Annotated in this window: 16 protein-coding genes; 6 read left to right on the top strand and 10 right to left on the bottom strand. The window is 63.8% G+C overall.

Features of this window, described 5'->3' with window-relative positions:
* Positions 1-4: 4 nt before the first annotated feature.
* The 4 genes from K3758_RS17230 to K3758_RS17215 form a co-directional block, all read right to left on the bottom strand.
* On the bottom strand, positions 5-307 hold the full coding sequence (locus tag K3758_RS17230; protein WP_259950484.1) for an urease subunit gamma: 303 nt from the start codon (positions 305-307) through the stop codon (positions 5-7).
* Position 308: 1 nt separating this feature from the next.
* Positions 309-1,106 (bottom strand): urease accessory protein UreD, encoded by a 798-nt coding sequence (locus K3758_RS17225; protein WP_409202638.1) that lies wholly within the window; start codon positions 1,104-1,106, stop codon positions 309-311.
* A gap of 250 nt (positions 1,107-1,356) precedes the next feature.
* Positions 1,357-2,337 (bottom strand): zinc-binding dehydrogenase, encoded by a 981-nt coding sequence (locus K3758_RS17220; RefSeq protein ID WP_259950483.1) that lies wholly within the window; start codon positions 2,335-2,337, stop codon positions 1,357-1,359.
* An 11-nt stretch (positions 2,338-2,348) separates the two neighbouring features.
* On the bottom strand, positions 2,349-2,960 hold the full coding sequence (locus tag K3758_RS17215) for a TetR/AcrR family transcriptional regulator (RefSeq protein WP_259950482.1): 612 nt from the start codon (positions 2,958-2,960) through the stop codon (positions 2,349-2,351).
* Positions 2,961-3,137: 177 nt separating this feature from the next.
* On the opposite strand from K3758_RS17215, the gene K3758_RS17210 reads away from it, so the two are divergent.
* Positions 3,138-3,884 (top strand): SDR family oxidoreductase, encoded by a 747-nt coding sequence (locus K3758_RS17210; RefSeq protein ID WP_259950481.1) that lies wholly within the window; start codon positions 3,138-3,140, stop codon positions 3,882-3,884.
* Positions 3,885-3,888: 4 nt separating this feature from the next.
* On the opposite strand, the gene K3758_RS17205 is transcribed toward K3758_RS17210, so the two are convergent.
* The 4 genes from K3758_RS17205 to K3758_RS17190 all read right to left on the bottom strand — a co-directional run bounded on the left by K3758_RS17205 (position 3,889) and on the right by K3758_RS17190 (position 10,054).
* Positions 3,889-5,337, bottom strand: coding sequence for an FAD-binding oxidoreductase (locus K3758_RS17205; protein WP_259950480.1), 1,449 nt, complete (start codon positions 5,335-5,337; stop codon positions 3,889-3,891).
* A 12-nt stretch (positions 5,338-5,349) separates the two neighbouring features.
* On the bottom strand, positions 5,350-7,056 hold the full coding sequence (locus K3758_RS17200; protein ID WP_259950478.1) for a thiamine pyrophosphate-binding protein: 1,707 nt from the start codon (positions 7,054-7,056) through the stop codon (positions 5,350-5,352).
* A 31-nt stretch (positions 7,057-7,087) separates the two neighbouring features.
* Positions 7,088-8,962 (bottom strand): TRAP transporter permease, encoded by a 1,875-nt coding sequence (locus K3758_RS17195; RefSeq protein ID WP_259950477.1) that lies wholly within the window; start codon positions 8,960-8,962, stop codon positions 7,088-7,090.
* 132 nt (positions 8,963-9,094) lie between these two features.
* Positions 9,095-10,054 (bottom strand): TAXI family TRAP transporter solute-binding subunit, encoded by a 960-nt coding sequence (locus K3758_RS17190; protein WP_259950476.1) that lies wholly within the window; start codon positions 10,052-10,054, stop codon positions 9,095-9,097.
* Positions 10,055-10,307: 253 nt separating this feature from the next.
* On the opposite strand from K3758_RS17190, the gene K3758_RS17185 reads away from it, so the two are divergent.
* The 5 genes from K3758_RS17185 to K3758_RS17165 are packed head-to-tail and all read left to right on the top strand — an operon-like array spanning position 10,308 to position 13,593.
* On the top strand, positions 10,308-11,063 hold the full coding sequence (locus tag K3758_RS17185; protein WP_073037919.1) for a FadR/GntR family transcriptional regulator: 756 nt from the start codon (positions 10,308-10,310) through the stop codon (positions 11,061-11,063).
* Entirely contained in the window at positions 11,060-11,845 is a 786-nt protein-coding gene (locus tag K3758_RS17180; RefSeq protein WP_259950473.1) for an adenine nucleotide alpha hydrolase, read from the top strand. Before K3758_RS17185 ends, K3758_RS17180 begins: the two co-directional genes overlap by 4 nt.
* The gene (larB, locus tag K3758_RS17175; RefSeq protein WP_409202637.1) at positions 11,832-12,533 is read left to right on the top strand and encodes a nickel pincer cofactor biosynthesis protein LarB; all 702 of its coding nucleotides are present in this window, start codon (positions 11,832-11,834) and stop codon (positions 12,531-12,533) included. Before K3758_RS17180 ends, larB begins: the two co-directional genes overlap by 14 nt.
* 3 nt (positions 12,534-12,536) lie before the next feature.
* The gene (locus K3758_RS17170; protein WP_259950471.1) at positions 12,537-13,253 is read left to right on the top strand and encodes a FadR/GntR family transcriptional regulator; all 717 of its coding nucleotides are present in this window, start codon (positions 12,537-12,539) and stop codon (positions 13,251-13,253) included.
* Between the two features lie 25 nt (positions 13,254-13,278).
* Entirely contained in the window at positions 13,279-13,593 is a 315-nt protein-coding gene (locus tag K3758_RS17165) for an NIPSNAP family protein (protein WP_259950469.1), read from the top strand.
* Positions 13,594-13,633: 40 nt separating this feature from the next.
* Here the strand turns inward: K3758_RS17165 and K3758_RS17160 are convergent, their stop codons facing one another.
* Both K3758_RS17160 and K3758_RS17155 read right to left on the bottom strand, forming a co-directional pair.
* Complete coding sequence (locus K3758_RS17160; protein WP_259950467.1) at positions 13,634-14,596, bottom strand: 2-hydroxyacid dehydrogenase; 963 nt, start codon at positions 14,594-14,596, stop codon at positions 13,634-13,636.
* On the bottom strand, positions 14,593-16,134 hold the full coding sequence (locus K3758_RS17155) for an aldehyde dehydrogenase (NADP(+)) (RefSeq protein ID WP_259950465.1): 1,542 nt from the start codon (positions 16,132-16,134) through the stop codon (positions 14,593-14,595). The genes K3758_RS17160 and K3758_RS17155 overlap by 4 nt, the downstream gene beginning before the upstream one ends.

The following is a 16,134-nucleotide window of genomic DNA, read 5'->3' as shown; positions in this document are numbered from 1 at the left end:
GTCCTTATCTGATGGGGTTGTGCACGGTGACCAATTTGGTCCCGTCGGGGAAAGTGGCTTCGACCTGCACTTCGGGGATCATCTCGGCCACCCCTTCCATACATTCGTCGCGGGTGATGACATGGGCACCGGCCTGCATCATATCGGCCACGCTGCGCCCGTCCCGCGCGCCTTCGACCACGGTGTCGGTGATCAGCGCGATGGCTTCGGGATGGTTCAGCTTGACCCCCCGCGCAAGGCGCTTGCGGGCGACCTCGGCGGCCATGGAGATCAGCAATTTGTCTTTTTCTCGCGGGGTCAGTTGCACGTCAGGTCATCCATGATCGGGGAAGGGTGTCACCGCTCAACGCGCCCAAAATTGGGACGAGCGATTGGCGAAGGTCGAAACTATCTGCGGCGAGGATCCGAGCGACCAGCAGGTCAGGGCCGATCAGGCTGGCCCCGGCGCTGTCGGGCAATTGGGCGCGGAGCCGGGGCAGCCGCGCTTCGGCATCGGGGGCGACATAGATCAGCGTGGCAAGGGCGCCCGCGCCCGCCGCGATATGAGGGGCCGCCAGATGCGCGGTGACATCGCCGCTGAGCGTCATCGCGTCGTGAAAAAGCGGCTGGCCCGCGCGGTTGATCTCGATCCGGTCGGAGAAATACGCATGACGCAGGGTTTCGCCCATAGCGGCGCGGCCAAAGACGAGCGGTTCCACCAGCAGGAGGGAGGCGTCTTGCGCCAGATCGACCGTCAGATGCCGCCGCAGGGCGCATCCGTCGTAGAGAATGGTCTCTTGCGGCAGCCAATGCAGCGTCGCGCCGGTGTCGACGGTGAGGGTGTTGCGCAGCGCCGCCACTTGCCCCGGTTGCGCGCGATAGGCGCGTTCGGCGGCCTGCGTGGTGAGGCTGAGCGCCGCTTGCGCTTCGGCACGGGCGGTCAGGGCAAAACTATCGCCGCCGGTGATGCCGCCTGCGGAATTGATGACGATCGCTTGCAACAGCGCGGGGTCGGGGCGGGGGAAGAGCAGCTTCATCGCGCCCGACTGGCGCAATTCGCCGATTGTCGACCCGCCCCGCGCAGCCTTGGCCGAGACCATCGCAGCACCAATAGCGCGCGGCTGCACCGGGGTCGCTTGGGGGCTGTTTATGCTGCTGTCGATGAGAATGAGGAACGCTCCGCCCGGTAAAGTCTGATGATTTTTTAATCACCATAGAGACGGGGGAGAGTCATCGCCGAGGCGGTTCGGAGCCGCCTGCAGGGCGGGTTTGCCTGAAAAATGGGCGGCAAATCGCGGGGCTGTCCGAAACTTGGGCATTCCGCGCATGGGGCGGCGGCCCCGGGGAGGGAGGGCCGCCGCTGTCGTCAAATCCCGATCACGGGCGCAGCATGACCTTGCCGCCACGGCCCGTGGTCAGCGCAGCTTTCATCGCCTCGGTCACCTCGGCTAGCGGGTAGATGCCGCCGGTGTCGAGGGGCAGTTGGCCCTTCGCGGCCAGTTGCACCAATTCGCCAATCAGGCGGCCCCGCGTCTCTGCCGCCATCTCGCCGCTGACGCGCGAGCCCCAGAAGCCTTTGACGGTGATGTGCTTCATGATCAATTCGCCCGAAGACATGGTGAGCGGCTGGCCCGTCGCCGTGCCGAAGACGATCAACTCGCCGTCCTTGCCCAGCAGTTCGACCAGTTGGCCACCCAGCTCGCCACCGACGGAATCGATGGCCGAGACCGCGCCCTCTTTGCCGATCAACTCGCGCGCTTTGCTCTGCCAATCCGCATCTTCGGTGGAGAGGACATGTTCCGCGCCGGTGTCGCGCATCTCTTCGGCGGCGCCTTCGCGGCGGACGAGGTTCAGCAATTTGACACCGCGCGCCTTGGCCAGACCGACCATGATCTTGCCGACCGCGCCATTGGCGGCGGTTTGGATTAGCCAATCGCCTTCGCCGACCTTGAGGGTTTCCAACAGGGACAGGGCGCTGAAGGGCATGGCAATCAACTGCGCGCCCGCTTCGTCCGAGATCGCCTCGGGCAGGGGCAGCAGGCCCGCGGCAGGGGCGGTGAAATACTCGGCCCATGCGCCGTGGAATCCAGCCGCCGTGACCCGTTTGCCGATCAGCGCTTCGTCAACGCCTTCACCCACGGCCTCGACAAAACCAAGCGCTTCGGAGCCGCCGATGGCACCGGGCAGTTCGGGCTTGTAGCCATAGTTGCCGCGCACGGTCCACAGGTCGTGGTTGTGGATGGGCGACAGCACCATGCGGACCAGCGCTTCGCCAGCGGCGGGTGCGGGCTTGTCGGTTTCGCGGGTGGTCAGAACCTCGGCGGGCTCGCCGAATGTGTCGTGGATGGCAGCGAACATGCTGTTTCCTTTCAGGTTGGGAATTGGCCCCCGGTGGGGGAGAGTTGGGCAGAGGTTTCAGCGCGGGCCATACGCAGGGCCGCATCGCTGCGCGCCAGTTTGGCCAGCACCGCCGCGCCAAGCCATTTGGCGTAGAGCATGCGGGCGGTGGTCTCGGGGTCTTCGAGCACACGAACGGTCCCATCCTCTGCGCCTTGGCGCAGCAATTGGGCAATCCGGGCGACCAAAGCATCGACACCCTGATCGAGCGTTTCGCGCATCGTCTCCGACAGGTCGGCGACTTCGGATCCGAGTTTCACCACCAAACAGGCGCTGGCGATCCCCGGGGCGCTGGATTGGCTGAGCCATGCATCCCAGAAACTGTCGAGCTTATCGCCAGCCGTTCCCGGGGCCGCGATCAGCGCATCGACACGGTCGAGATAGGCCTCGACGTAATCGGCCAGCATTGCGGTGCCAAAAGCCTCTTTCGACGCGAAGTAATAGTAGAACGAGCCTTTGGGCACGCCGCTTTCGCTCAGAATGCGTGACAGGCCAACGCCAGAGAACCCGTGCCGCAGCACGAGGCTGCGCCCCATGTCCAAAATGCGTTGCCGCGTCTGATCTGATTTCTTTGCCTCTGTCATACCGGGGCACCTAAGGAATAATAGACCGGTCGTCTAGTGCGCTCGCGCGAATGTGAGACAGCCAAGTTGAACGAGGCGCCAAACCAGAAAATAGCGAAAAAACCTATTCTTGCGCGATCATATATATTAGATTCCACACAACGGCCCGCAGGGCGATGACAGGGATGGTATGGTAAGATGGATCAAAAGATTGCTCTAATCACGGGGGCCGGAAGCGGGGTGGGCCTTGCCTGTGCGCAGCGTTTGGCGAAGGACGGTTTCACCCTCGTTCTAACGGGGCGGCAGCAGGATAAGATCGACGCGGCCTGCGCGACGCTCGACGGGCAGGGGCATATCGCCGTGGCTGCCGATGTTGGGATCGAGGCGGAGGTCGATGCGCTTTTCGAGCGGGTGGAGACGACCTTTGGGCGGCTGGATCTGCTGTTTAACAATGCCGGGCGCAATGGCTCGGCGGTCGAGGTGGACGCGCTCAGCGTGGCGGAGTGGAACGACATCGTCGCGACCAATCTGACCGGGTCATTCCTTTGCGCCCGTGCGGCTTTCGCCCTGATGAAACGGCAGAGCCCGAAAGGCGGGCGGATCATCAACAACGGCTCGATCAGCGCCCATGTGCCGCGCCCGCTGTCGGTGCCCTATACGGCGACGAAACACGCGATTACCGGGCTCACCCGCGCGCTGTCGCTTGACGGGCGGGCGCATGACATCGCCTGCGGACAGATCGACATCGGCAATGCGGCGAGCGAGATGACCGAGCGGATGAAGGAAGGCATTCTGCAACCCAACGGCATCCGGATGTCCGAGCCGCGCATGGATGTGAACGACGTGGCCGAAACGCTGTCTTACATGGCGAAGCTGTCGCTCGACTCCAACGCCATGTTCGTCACCGTGATGGCCACCAAAATGCCCTTCGCGGGGCGCGGCTAAGCGGTCAAAGCACCTTGCCCGGGTTCATCAATTGGCCCGGGTCGAGGGTGGCTTTGATCTGCTCCATCAACTCCAGCGCGACCGGGTCTTTATAGCGGCGCAGTTCGGCCCGTTTGAACGTGCCAATGCCATGCTCGGCTGAGAATGAGCCGCCCATCTGGTGCACGATATCATGCACGATCCGGTTGAAGGCACCGTATTCGGCAAGGAACGCCGCATCCGCCATATCCACCGGACGCGACAGGTTGAAATGCAGGTTGCCGTCGCCAAAATGGCCGAAAGGGCAAGGGCGCAGGCCGGGCATGTGGTTCATGCAGGCTTGGGTCGCCTCGCGGATGAAATCCGCCACGCGGGACACCGGGACCGATACGTCATGTTTGATCGATGCGCCCTCGGGCTTTTGCGCCTCCGACAGGTTTTCCCGCAGCGCCCAAAGCGCGTCTTTCTGCGCCTCCGATGCGCCGATCACGGCGTCGAGGATTTCTTCTGCCTCAAAGGCGGCTTCCAACGCCGCTTCCAGCCGGGCATCGAGGTCGGCCTGCGTGCCATTGCCGGTGAGTTCGATCAGGCAATAGGCCGGATGCGCCTCTGCCATCGGGTCGCTACAGCCGGGCGCGTGGTCGATCACCATTTGCAGGCCAAGCCGGTCGATATACTCAAAAGTCGAGAGCGTGTCCGCCGTTTGGCCGCGCATCCGGGCATAGAGCGCCAGCGCCGGGTCGGGGCCGGTGCAAGCCACCAGCGCGGTGGCGCGGGCGGTGGGCTTGGGGAAAAGCTTGATCACCGCCGCCGTGATGATGCCAAGCGTTCCTTCAGCCCCGATAAAGAGGTGTTTAAGGTCAAAGCCGGTGTTGTTTTTGCGCAGCCCGCCCAGATCATTCAGCACACGGCCATCGGGCAACACCGCTTCGATCCCGAGCACCAGATCGCGGGTGTTGCCATAGCGCAGCACCGCCGTGCCGCCCGCGTTGGTCGAAAGATTGCCACCGATCTGGCAGGACCCTTCGGAGGCGAGCGACAGCGGGAAGAGCGCATCAACCTCATCCGCCGCCGCTTGGATATTGGCGAGGATGCAGCCCGCCTCAACCGTCATGGTGGCGTTGGTCGGATCGACCCCGCGAATGCGGTTCAGGCGATCTGTCGTGAGAATGATCCCGCCGTCCGGCACGCCGCCCCCAGCCAGACCGGTGTTGCCGCCCTGCGGGGTCACCGGCACCTGTGTGGCGTGGCACAGACGCATGCAGGCGGCGACCTCCTCGGTGGAGCCGGGGCGGATCAGCGTCAGCGCCGTGCCGCGCCGGAGCCCGCGATCTTCGATCAGCCGCGCGTCAAAATCCTTGGCGTCGGTCACGACATGGGCGGCACCGATGGCTTGGCGCAGATCGTCGAGCAAGGCGCCATGGTCTTGCCCGTCCGTTTCGGGCGCGCGGCATGGCGCGGTCAGAGTGGTCATCTGGGTCATCCTTTAGCGCTGGTCGGCGTCGACTTTTTTCTGGGCCGCCGCGCGCAGCTTGCTGATCGTGGTGCGGGTCGAGATTTGCTCGGGGTCGGTTACAAGTTCGATCAGGGCCGGGCGGCCACTTTCGCGGGCGCGGGTGAAGGCGGCGGCGAAATCCTCGGTCTTGGTGACACGTTCGGCATGAGCACCCAGCCCTTCGGCCATTTTGACGAAGTCTTGGTTCTGGAGGGTTGTCCCTGAGATACGCTCGGGGTGGTCGCGTTCTTGGTGCATGCGGATGGTGCCGTAGATGCCGTTGTTGAACAGCAGCACGATGGGCCGCCCACCATATTGTGCGGCGGTGGCCAATTCATTGCCGCTCATCATAAAGCCACCATCGCCGACGAAGGAGAGCGTCAGGCGCTCCGGCTCGGCAATCGAGGCCGCGACGGCGGCGGGCACGGAATAGCCCATCGCACCACAGGTCGAGCCGACAATCCGCCCTGGACGGCCAAAGCGCAAAAAGCGTTGCGCCCAGCCGGTGTGGTTGCCCGCGTCGAGCGTGACCACCACATCATCGGGCAGCTCATCGCGCAGCTGCGCAAGTGCGACCCCCATGTCGAGGTCCCAGTCGCCGCCATTGGGCGCTTCGGTATCGGTGAGGTAATCGGCGTGGAGTTTCTCGCACCAACCGCCCCATGTCTCAGCGCGGCCCAGATCGACACCATCCAATGCGGCAGCGACAGAAACGGGTGCTGCAGCGATGCCCAGATCCGGCGAATAGACGCGCCCGATCTCATCCGCGTCGGGATAAAGATGCACCAGACGGGTGTCTGGGTTGGGCGATTGCATGGTGGTGTAGGTCTTGGTCGTCATCTCTCCCAATCGTGCGCCGATCACCACGAGCAGATCCGCATCGCGTTGATGCGTATAGAGGCTGGGCGCGGTGGAGGTGCCGAAATCGCCTGCATAGACCGGCGAGAGGTTGTTCACGATGTCCTGCCGTCGGAAAGAGGTGGTGACGGGGATCTTGTTGGCCTCGGCAAAGCGGGTGATGGCCGCCGCACTCTCATCCGACCAGCCGGAGCCGCCGAGCAGCAGCAGGGGCCGTTCGGCCTGCGCGATTTCGGTCTTGAGCATATCGAGGCTATCGGGCGACAGGCCGGCATGGGTGGCCGTATAGGGCCGCGCATCGGCCACGGAAGCCACCTCGGTCAGCATGTCTTCGGGCAGGGAGATCACCACCGGGCCGGGGCGGCCCGAGGTCGCCACGCGAAAGGCGCGGGCCATATATTCCGGCACCCGCGCCGGGTCGTCGATCTGGGTGGCCCATTTGGCGATGGGGCCAAACATCGCACGGTAGTCGACTTCTTGAAATGCCTCGCGGTCGGTCGTGTCGCGGGCGATTTGACCCACCAGCAGGATCATCGGCGTGCTGTCTTGTTGCGCGATATGCACGCCGATGGCCGCGTGGCAGGCACCGGGGCCGCGGGTGACCATGCAGATGCCGGGCTTGCCGGTCAGCTTGCCATAGGTTTCGGCCATATTGGCGGCCCCGGCTTCGTGCCGGGCGTTGATGAGGGTGAAACGGTCCTGCACGTCATGCAGCGCATCCAGCACCTCAAGATAGCTTTCGCCGGGCACGCAATAGGCGGTGTCGGCACCGTGGATCAACAGTTGATCCACAAGGACCTGTCCGCCGGTCCGCGCCTTGAGGGAAGTTTTTTGCAGCATGGAGAAGGCTCCGTTTCGTTCGTTCTAAGATTTAAGTATGTGTGGCCGCTTGGCTTTTCGGGTTGGGGTTCCTGGCCTTTTGGAAGGCCAGGATAACGCCCGCGATGACCAACCCCGAGGCGGTGAGCCGCAGATCGGGGTAGATCAGCAGCAAGGACGCCCCGAACAGCACCACCGACAGCACATTGGACAGTCTGCCGAAGTAGTAGCGCTGCAAGGCGGCGGCCAGCAGGATGACGCCAATGGTGGCCTGCAACAGGACCAACGTGATCTGGGTGACCGAACCCTGCATCAGGATCGCCGGTTCATAGACGAACATGAAGGGCACGATAAAGCCGGTCGCACCGAGTTTCACCGCAGCCCAACTCGCCTCGACGATCTTGGCGTGCGACAGGGTGTTGGCCGCATAGACCGCCATGGCCACGGGGGGTGTGATGGCCGACAGGATGGCGAAGTAGAACACAAAGAGGTGCGCCGCTTCGACCTGTACGCCCAGTTTCACCAGCGCCGGAACCAGCAGGGCGACCTGCACGATATAGGCCGGTGTTGTCGGCATCCCCATACCAAGGATGATGCCCGCGATCATCGACAGGAACAGCGCGATGACCAGCGTGTCTTGGGCCGCTTCGATCACGAAGTTCGAGAAGGTCAGGCCAAGTCCGGTGATGTCGATCACGCCGACGACGATGCCCGCACAGGCACAGGCCGCGGCAATCGCCAGCACGTTGCGTGCGCCGCCCTCAAGCGCTTCGAGGATGTTGTCGATGGTGACGTAATGCCGTGTCGTCTTGCGCAGCGCCGCGACCGGCACGACCGAGATGATACCGCAAAGTGCTGCATAGGGAGCCGAGTAGCCCATCATCAGCACGCCCACGATAATCGCCAACGGCAAGAACAGGTGGCCGCGTTCAAGCAGCACGATTTTCAGCGGCACTTGATCCTCTTTCGGGACCGAGCCGATGCCCTTGCGCTTGGCCTCAAAATGGACCGCCGCGAAGAGCGCGACATAGAACAGAACCGCGGGGGCCAGCGCATATTTCGCGACCGTCAGGTATCCCACGCCGAGATATTCGGCCATGACAAAGGCCGCAGCCCCCATCACCGGGGGCATGATCTGCCCGCCTGTCGACGCCACGGCCTCAACCGCGCCCGCGAAGGCGGGTTTGAACCCCATGCGTTTCATCAGCGGAATAGAGAAGGTGCCGGTCGTCATCACATTGGCCACGGCAGAGCCAGAGACCGAGCCGAAGAGGCCGGAGGTCACACAGGCCACCTTGGCCGGGCCGCCGACCTGACGCCCCGTAAGCGCCACCGCGAAATCCATAAAAAGCTGGCCGACGCCCATCCGCTCAACCAACGAGCCAAAGAGGATGAAGAGCACCATATAGGTCGCCGAGACCGCGATCGGGATGCCGAAGATGCCTTCGGGTGTCATGAACAACTGCTCAAGGATCACCGAAGGCAGGGTGGACGTAAAAGCCAGACCGTAGCCGAGAAACAGCAGGGCGGTGATGGGCAGCATCGGCCCGAGCATCCTGCGCGTGGCTTCCAACAGCAGAACCACAAGCGTGATCCCCACCACGATATCCATCGGCATCAGCGGGTCGACGTAGAGAAACCGCTGCGTGATGTAATTAAGGTTGAATGAGGGATAGAGCGCCGCGCCCGAGGCGATCAGCCCGAGCACCACGTCATACCAGCGCGGCACATCATTGCGCAGCCCCTTGCGGTTGACGGTCAGAAAGATCAGCAAAAGCGCCAAAGCGACGTGAACGCCGCGCATGATATAGGGGTTGGGCGGGCCGACGAAGGCGACATAGAGATGCCAAGCAGCCATGCCGATCAGGATCAGCCTTGCTATACGGGTAATCAGGGGCATCTTGTCCAGAAAGATCGACAGTTGCATGGGGGTTCTCGCGTCTAGAGTGGAAGGCGGCCCTTATGCGGCATCGCGCGGGATGCGCGGGGCAGGGCCTTTAGGGGTGTAGGTCGGGCGGAGCGCATGGCCCCGGCCGACCCGTTTCTCGTCAGAGGGGAATTACATCCCCGAGACGCCACGCTCTGCGTAGAACTCTTTCGCGGCGGGGTGGAAGGGCACGCCGATGTCGGTGGCCATCTCCTCAACCGTCAGGTCTGCCATGGATTTGCTGATCGCGGCAAAGCTGTCGTTGTTGTCGGCAATCGCGCCGAGCACCGATTTGATGATCTCACCGTCATAGTCGCAGGGCGCGACCATATGGGTGTCGTAGCTGATCGCGTGCACGGTCTCATCGAAACCGGGATAGGCGCCCGCTTTGACTTCGCGACGCTGGAAGGCGGCGTTCTTGTCTTTGAAATAGGCAAAGGTCTCTTCGTCCACGTCGACCAGACGGATTTTGCGCGAGGACGCCAGATCCATGACCGAACCTGTCGGCAGCGACGAGCCAAGGGTGAAGAAATCAGCCTGACCGTCTTTCATCTGCGAGGCAGAGTCGGAATAGGAGGTGTTGGCGACGCTATCGAGATCATCGAACGTCATGTCAGCGGTCGACAAAAGCTCGCGCGTCAGGAATTCGCCGGTGTTGCCAAGCTGTTGCGTGGTCAGGCGTTTGCCCTTCATGTCGGCGATGGTCTTGATGCCGGAATCCTCAAGCGCGACGATCTGGAAATACTGCGGATAGAGAATGCCAAGGTTGCAGACATTGGTCGTCGCCTTGCGGAATGGCTCTTTGCCCGACAGGCTGTCCACGGTCGAGATCGAGTTGGCGAAGGCGATCCCAAAGCGGCCCGCGTCTACACCAACCACATTCGACACACCCGCACCCGGCGTGACGGTGATGTCCATATCGGGGTTCTCACGCTCCACAATCGCCTTGATCGCGCCGCCCACGGGATACCACGACCCGCCCTGCTGGCCGGTCGCCATGACAAAGCTCTGCGCATGGGCGGCGGCGCCTGCGACGGCGAAAAGGATGGTGGCCGCTGTGGTGCGGCGGATCGATTTGAAGAACGGTGACATAGAAACTCCTCCCGAGTTTTGACTGTGTGTCGGCAGCTACTGGATGGGTTCCGGGCTCCCCCCTGACATCCTCTTGCCGTGATCCGCAGACTGCGGGGGAATCTCTAGCCTGTCAATTAAAAATACAAATTTACGGGGATTTCATCTTACTTGTAATGTTGTATTCTGCTTGTAATGCTGGGAATGACCCTACCTTCTGATTATTGACAGCTTGTCATACAGGTGGTCCAATCGGCGAAAGGAAGTTGTTATTATGGCTGCAAATCTTCAGGCGACCGCGCCCCTCGTCGATGGTGCCACGCTGAGCGATCAGGTGACCGAGGTGCTGCGCCACAACGTGGTGAACGGCGTGTGGAACGTGGGCGATGTGCTGCCCTCCGAAACCACATTGGCCAGCGATTTCGACGTGAGCCGCACGGTGATCCGGGAGGCTGTCTCGCGCCTCAAGGCCGAAGGCATGTTGTCGAGCCGTCAGGGCCGGGGGGCCTTTGTCGCCAGCGACCGGCCCCGTCAGGGCTTTGCGATTCCAGAGCGTGATATGGAAAGCCAGCGCAAGCTCGAACAGATCCTAGAGCTGCGCATGGGGCTTGAGATCGAAGCCGCTGCCATCGCCGCCGCCCGCGCCACACCCGAGGCCCGCGCAGAGATTGAGCGTGCCGCCGCCGCCTATGACCAAAGCAACAAGATCGGCGGCCCGGCCGTGGCGGCAGGGGTCACTGCCGACCTCGATTTTCACCGCGCGGTTTGCGAGGCGACGGGGAACAGCTATTACCTCAGCCTGTTCAACTACCTTGTCGCCAGCCTGCGCGAGACCATGTTGGCCGGCCGGCTGCAAGCGCTGAAACGCGGTGGCGAAAGCCGTGACGCGATACAGGAGCACTACGACATCGCCGCCTCTATCGCTGAAGGTGACGCAGAGCGCGCCCGCCAACGAATGCGCGACCACCTCCAGATGTCGAGCGGGCGGCTCTTGGCACAGCTCAAGACCGAGGACGGGCTGGCAGAGTGACCATTCCTGCCGCCCTCCACGCCGCCCTTGCGCGGCCCCCCTCACTGACCATCGCGCTCAGCGGGGGGATCGACAGCCTGACGCTCTCGGCTGCCGCGGCCAAGGTGCGCGGCGCGGCGGGCGTGACGCTTTGCCATGCGGTCTCACCCGCCGTCCCGGCGGCGGCGACAGCGCGGGTGAAGGATTTCGCCACCGAATGGGACTTGCCGCTGAAACTGGTCGACGCGGGGGAGTTCGCCGATCCCGCCTATCGCGCCAATCCGGTCAACCGCTGCTATTTCTGCAAGTCGAACCTCTATGGCACCTTGGCGCGGATGGGGCCACTGGTGGCGGCGGGCACCAATACCGATGACCTGTCGGACTACCGCCCCGGCCTGCAAGCCGCGGCGGAGCACGGCGTGCTGCACCCTTTCGTTGAGGCGCAGATGTCCAAGTCGGATGTGCGTACCTTGGCCCGCGCGCTCGGGCTGGGAGATCTGGCGGAACTGCCAGCCGCCCCCTGTTTGGCCAGCCGGATCGAGACCGGTCTGCGGGTGGAGCCCACGGATCTGGCGGTGATCGACCGGGTAGAGACCCTGTTGCGTGAGGTCATGGGCAATATCACCCTGCGCTGCCGACGCCTGCGCGGGGGCTGGGTGGTCGAGCTTGATCCGCTTGTCTATGAGGACCTCTCCGCCCAGAAACGTGCAGCGATATTGACGCAGGTTCGGCGGGCCACGGATGACGGGCGCGGGGTCAATCTGCGGGCCTATTCAAGAGGAAGTGCATTTGTCCATCACTAAGACCGGCCCCGACGGGCATCCAGACGTGACCTTTGACCGGGGCCGCGGCGGGCGCATCGGCATCGAAGAGGCCGTGCTTTGCGAGCATAAGTCGGTGCCACAGATCGCCGCAATCATCGGCGATGCGGCGGCGGAGGGCCGCAGGCTGTTGCTGACCCGGCTGACGGCAGAGCAGTTCGTCGCCCTGCCTGCGGAATTGGCCCAATTGGTTGATTACTGCACCGCCTCGCGCACCGCCATTTTGGGAGAGATCGGGCCTTTGGCCAGCGCCCCGCGCATGGCCCTCGTCAGCGCGGGCACCTCTGATTACGCGCCCATGGCCGAAGCGCGGCGCACGCTGGCCTATGGCGGCATGGACGCGACCGAAGTGTCAGACGTGGGCGTGGCCGGGCTGTGGCGGCTGCTCGCGCGGGAAGACCTGTTGCGCGAGATGGATGTGGTAATTGTTTTCGCCGGGATGGACGCGGCCCTGCCCTCGGTCGTGGCCGGGCTGGTGCCGGGGGTGGTCATTGGTGTGCCGACCTCCGTGGGCTATGGTGTGGCCCGCGGCGGGAGGGTCGCGCTTGATTCGATACTCGCCAGCTGCGCGCCGGGGGTGACGGTGGTAAACATCGACAACGGCTATGGGGCTGCAACATCGGCTCTGCGGCTGGCCAATATGATGCGCCGCGCCGCGGCGGGAGGGTAGCGGGTGACAGCACCGAAACTGAAGATCAAGAAACGCCAGACCTTGGCCGATCAGCTTTACGGGCAGGTTCTTGAACAGATCGTGTCGAACAAGCTGGTGCAGGGGGAAAAGCTGCCGTCGGAGAACCAGATCGCCACCGCCTTTGGGGTGTCGCGCCCCGTGGTGCGTGAGGCGCTGCGCAAGCTGCAAGAGGATGGTCTGGTCGAGGCGCGGCGCGGCGTGGGCACTTTCGTGCGGCGGCGGCCTTCGGAAAAGCTGATCGAATATGCCACGGCGGGTTCCGTCGCCGGGCTGATGCGCGCGATGGAGGCGCGGATCACGATCGAAAAGGCCACCGCCCGCATGGCCGCGCAGCGTGCCAGCCCCAAGGATATCGCCCGGATCGAGGCAGCTCTGCAGACGCTAGAGGCATCGATGCAGGCGCGCAATCCGTCTTTTGACGCCGATTACCAATTCCACCGCGCCATCGCGGCGGCCTCGGGCAATGAGGTCTTCGTGCAGATGCTCGACTGCGCCCGCGGTTCGATCGAACAGGGGATCGACGTGGCGCAAAAGCTGACCCGTCAAGGCTCCCAAGCCCGGATCGACGTGGTGATCAGCGAACATCGGGAAATCCTCGAAGCGATCCGCGCGGGCGACAGCGAAGTCGCAGGCGTGTCGATGGCCTATCACCTTTTGCAGGCGCGGGCCCGGATCACCGACCACGCCGGTATCGCGTGAAGCCACCCCCCCGAAAGGCCCCTTTATGATCTACGACCACCGCACCTATTTCTGCCGCCCCGGCACGATCAAGAAACACCTCGCCCTCTATGCGAAGTTCGGCTTTCCCGCGCAGAAACGCATCCTCGGCGCGCCAGTGATCTATGCGCAGGTCGAGACGGGGGATGTGAACTCCTTCGTGCATATCTGGGCCTATCAGGATGCCGCCGACCGGGCGGCGCGCCGCGCGCAGATGGCGGCGGACCCTGAGTGGCAGACTTACCTCAAGAAAAGCGCCGAGGCGGGATATCTGGTCCGCCAAACCAATAAAATCCTGATGCCCGTCCCGCTCGAAGGCTAAGCGGCGGTCCCGGCCTGAGGGTTCAGGCCGGAGGCATGGTTTAGGTGACGATACAGCTTTCGTCGATCCCGCGCCCTTCGTGGAAGGCGCGGATGTTGCTGGCCCAATGGCCGACCATACGTTTGAGGTTATCCTCGCTGTGACCACCGATATGGGGCAGGGGCAGAACGTTATCGAGCCGCAGAAGCGGGTTGTCTGGCTCGACAGGCTCTTCGGTGAAGACATCCAAGGCCGCGCCCGCGATACGTTTGTGGGTGAGCGTGTCGATCAGTGCTGCCTCATCGATCAGCCCGCCGCGCCCGGTGTTGACCAGCAGGGCGTCGGAGCTCATCCGCGCCAGTTCCGCCGCGCCGATTGTGTGGTGTGACGCATCGGTCAGCGGCATGTGCAGGCTGACGATATCGCAGGTCTCAAGGATCTCGTCCCGCTCGGCATAGCGCGCGCTGGTGCCCTCGGCCTCCCCTGAGCGGCGGTAGTAGAGCACCTCACAGTCAAAGCCCGTCAACCGTTTCGCGACAAGCTGCCCGATGGCGCCAAAACCGATCAGCCCGACCTTTTGGCTGCTGAGGTCCCGCGCGCCGGGGACGATCTCCGGCACGATCCACTTGCCCGCGCGGGTGTTGTTATAGTGCAGCGGAATGCGGCGTAGGGCGGCGATCATCATGCCGATGGTGAGATCCGCGATGGTGGGGGCGTTAACGCCGGGGCTGCGCGCCACGGTCACGCCCATTTCCTTGGCCAGATCCACCGGGATCTTGTCATACCCGGTGCCCCATTGATGCACGAGACGCACACTATCGGCTCCGCGCAGCACCGAGGCCGGAAGGCCGCGCCCGCGGGGAACGATATAGGCCGCCCCCTTCACCGTCTTGGCAAAATCCTCTTCGGAATAGGACGCCGCAATGCGCAGGTCGAGCCCTTCGGCATAGCCGCGCACTTTGGTCTGCATATCCTCCGGCATCGCGTCGAGCACGGCGACGGGGCCGATCAGATCGCCGCTCATGTCGATGCCCCGCGCAGATCTTCGGGCAGCAAGGCCTCGGGCAGGTTCTGGTAGGACACCGGCCGCAGGAAGCGGCGGATCGCCATCGTACCGACGGACGTCGCGCCGAAATTGGTGGAGGCCGGGTAGGGGCCGCCGTGCACCATGGCGTCGCATACCTCGACCCCGGTTGGGAAGCCGTTCACCAGCACCCGGCCCGCCTTGCGTTCAAGGATGGGCATCAGCGCCTTGGCGGCTTCGGTATCACCGTCGTCCATCTGGAGCGTCGCGGTCAATTGGCCCTCAAAACCCTTGGCAAGCTCTTGCATCTCGTCGCCCGACGAGACCCGCAGCACCAGTCCCAAGGGACCGAAAACCTCTTCACCAAGCGCGTGATCTTGCAGGTAGGTCTCGGCATCGGTTTCAAAAAGGTTCGGCTGGGCGCTGCGGCCTTCGCTGTCATTGCTCAGCAGCGCGCGCACGGCGTTGCGTCCGGTGAAACGTTCCTTGCCATCGCGGTAGGCTTTGGCGATGTCGTCGGTCAGCATGACCTGCGGGCCGACCTGCTCCAGCGCCTCTTTTGCGGCGGCGACAAAGGCGTCGCCCTCCGCGCCCTTGGCCACGACCGCGATGCCGGGGTTGGTGCAGAACTGCCCCGCGCCCATAGTCAGCGACCCGGCCCAGCCTGCGCCGACTTCCGCACCGCGGTTTCGGGCGGCCTCGGCCAGAACGAACATCGGATTGACCGAGCCCAACTCGCCGAAGAACGGGATCGGCTCGGGCCGTTGCGCGCAGAGGTCAAACAGCGCGCGGCCTCCACCGAGGGAGCCGGTGAAGCCAACGGCTTTGATCAGCGGATGCTGCACCAGCGTCTGGCCCACCTCACGGCTGTTGGCATGGATGAGGGAGAAGACACCGGGATGAATGTCGCATTTCTTGATCGCGGCATGGATCGCTTCGGCGACAATCTCCCCCGTGCCGGGATGGGCGGAATGGCCTTTCACGACGACCGGGCAGCCCGCCGCCAGCGCCGCGGCGGTGTCACCGCCTGCGGTGGAGAATGCCAGCGGAAAATTCGACGCGCCGAATACCGCAACCGGGCCGATGGGGCGTTGGATCATGCGAATGTCGGGGCGGGGCATGGGTTGGCGCTCGGGCAGGGCACCGTCGACACGACGGTCCAGATGGGCGCCTTTGCGGATGTGATCGGCAAAGAGGCGAAGCTGCCCCATGGTGCGTCCGCGCTCACCTTGAAGGCGGGCAGTCGGCAGGCCGGATTCGCGCGCGCCGACTTCGGTGATGATCTCGGCGCGGGCCTCCATCTCGTCTGCGATGGCGTCAAGGAAATCGGCTCGGCTCTCGCGGCTGGAATAGGCGTAGGACCAAAAGGCGTCCTCGGCGGCTTCGCAAGCGCGGTCCACATGGGCCGGGGTGCCGCTTTGAAATTGGTCGCTTTCGCCGGTGGCGGGGGAATTGGCGAAGGTTTCTCCGCCGCCGACCCATTCGCCTGCGATCAAGTGCTTGCCGTGGGGGTGAAATGTCTTGCTGTCAGCGCTCAT

This window comes from Sulfitobacter sp. W002 (assembly GCF_025142135.1).
GTDB classification, from domain to species: Bacteria; Pseudomonadota; Alphaproteobacteria; order Rhodobacterales; family Rhodobacteraceae; genus Sulfitobacter; species Sulfitobacter profundi.
The sequence above is the reverse complement of the archived record's forward strand: the minus strand, read 5'-3'. Positions and strand labels throughout refer to the sequence as shown.

What these genes read in the sequence shown, in the direction of transcription:
- K3758_RS17220 (WP_259950483.1), bottom strand. Translation starts at nt 2,337, where the DNA reads ATGTTCGCTGCCATCCACGACACATTCGGCGAGCCCGCCGAGGTTCTG.
- K3758_RS17215 (WP_259950482.1), bottom strand. Translation starts at nt 2,960, where the DNA reads ATGACAGAGGCAAAGAAATCAGATCAGACGCGGCAACGCATTTTGGAC.
- K3758_RS17210 (WP_259950481.1), top strand. Translation starts at nt 3,138, where the DNA reads ATGGATCAAAAGATTGCTCTAATCACGGGGGCCGGAAGCGGGGTGGGC.
- K3758_RS17205 (WP_259950480.1), bottom strand. Translation starts at nt 5,337, where the DNA reads ATGACCACTCTGACCGCGCCATGCCGCGCGCCCGAAACGGACGGGCAA.
- K3758_RS17200 (WP_259950478.1), bottom strand. Translation starts at nt 7,056, where the DNA reads ATGCTGCAAAAAACTTCCCTCAAGGCGCGGACCGGCGGACAGGTCCTT.
- K3758_RS17195 (WP_259950477.1), bottom strand. Translation starts at nt 8,962, where the DNA reads ATGCAACTGTCGATCTTTCTGGACAAGATGCCCCTGATTACCCGTATA.
- K3758_RS17190 (WP_259950476.1), bottom strand. Translation starts at nt 10,054, where the DNA reads ATGTCACCGTTCTTCAAATCGATCCGCCGCACCACAGCGGCCACCATC.
- K3758_RS17185 (WP_073037919.1), top strand. Translation starts at nt 10,308, where the DNA reads ATGGCTGCAAATCTTCAGGCGACCGCGCCCCTCGTCGATGGTGCCACG.
- K3758_RS17165 (WP_259950469.1), top strand. Translation starts at nt 13,279, where the DNA reads ATGATCTACGACCACCGCACCTATTTCTGCCGCCCCGGCACGATCAAG.
- K3758_RS17160 (WP_259950467.1), bottom strand. Translation starts at nt 14,596, where the DNA reads ATGAGCGGCGATCTGATCGGCCCCGTCGCCGTGCTCGACGCGATGCCG.
- K3758_RS17155 (WP_259950465.1), bottom strand. Translation starts at nt 16,134, where the DNA reads ATGAGCGCTGACAGCAAGACATTTCACCCCCACGGCAAGCACTTGATC.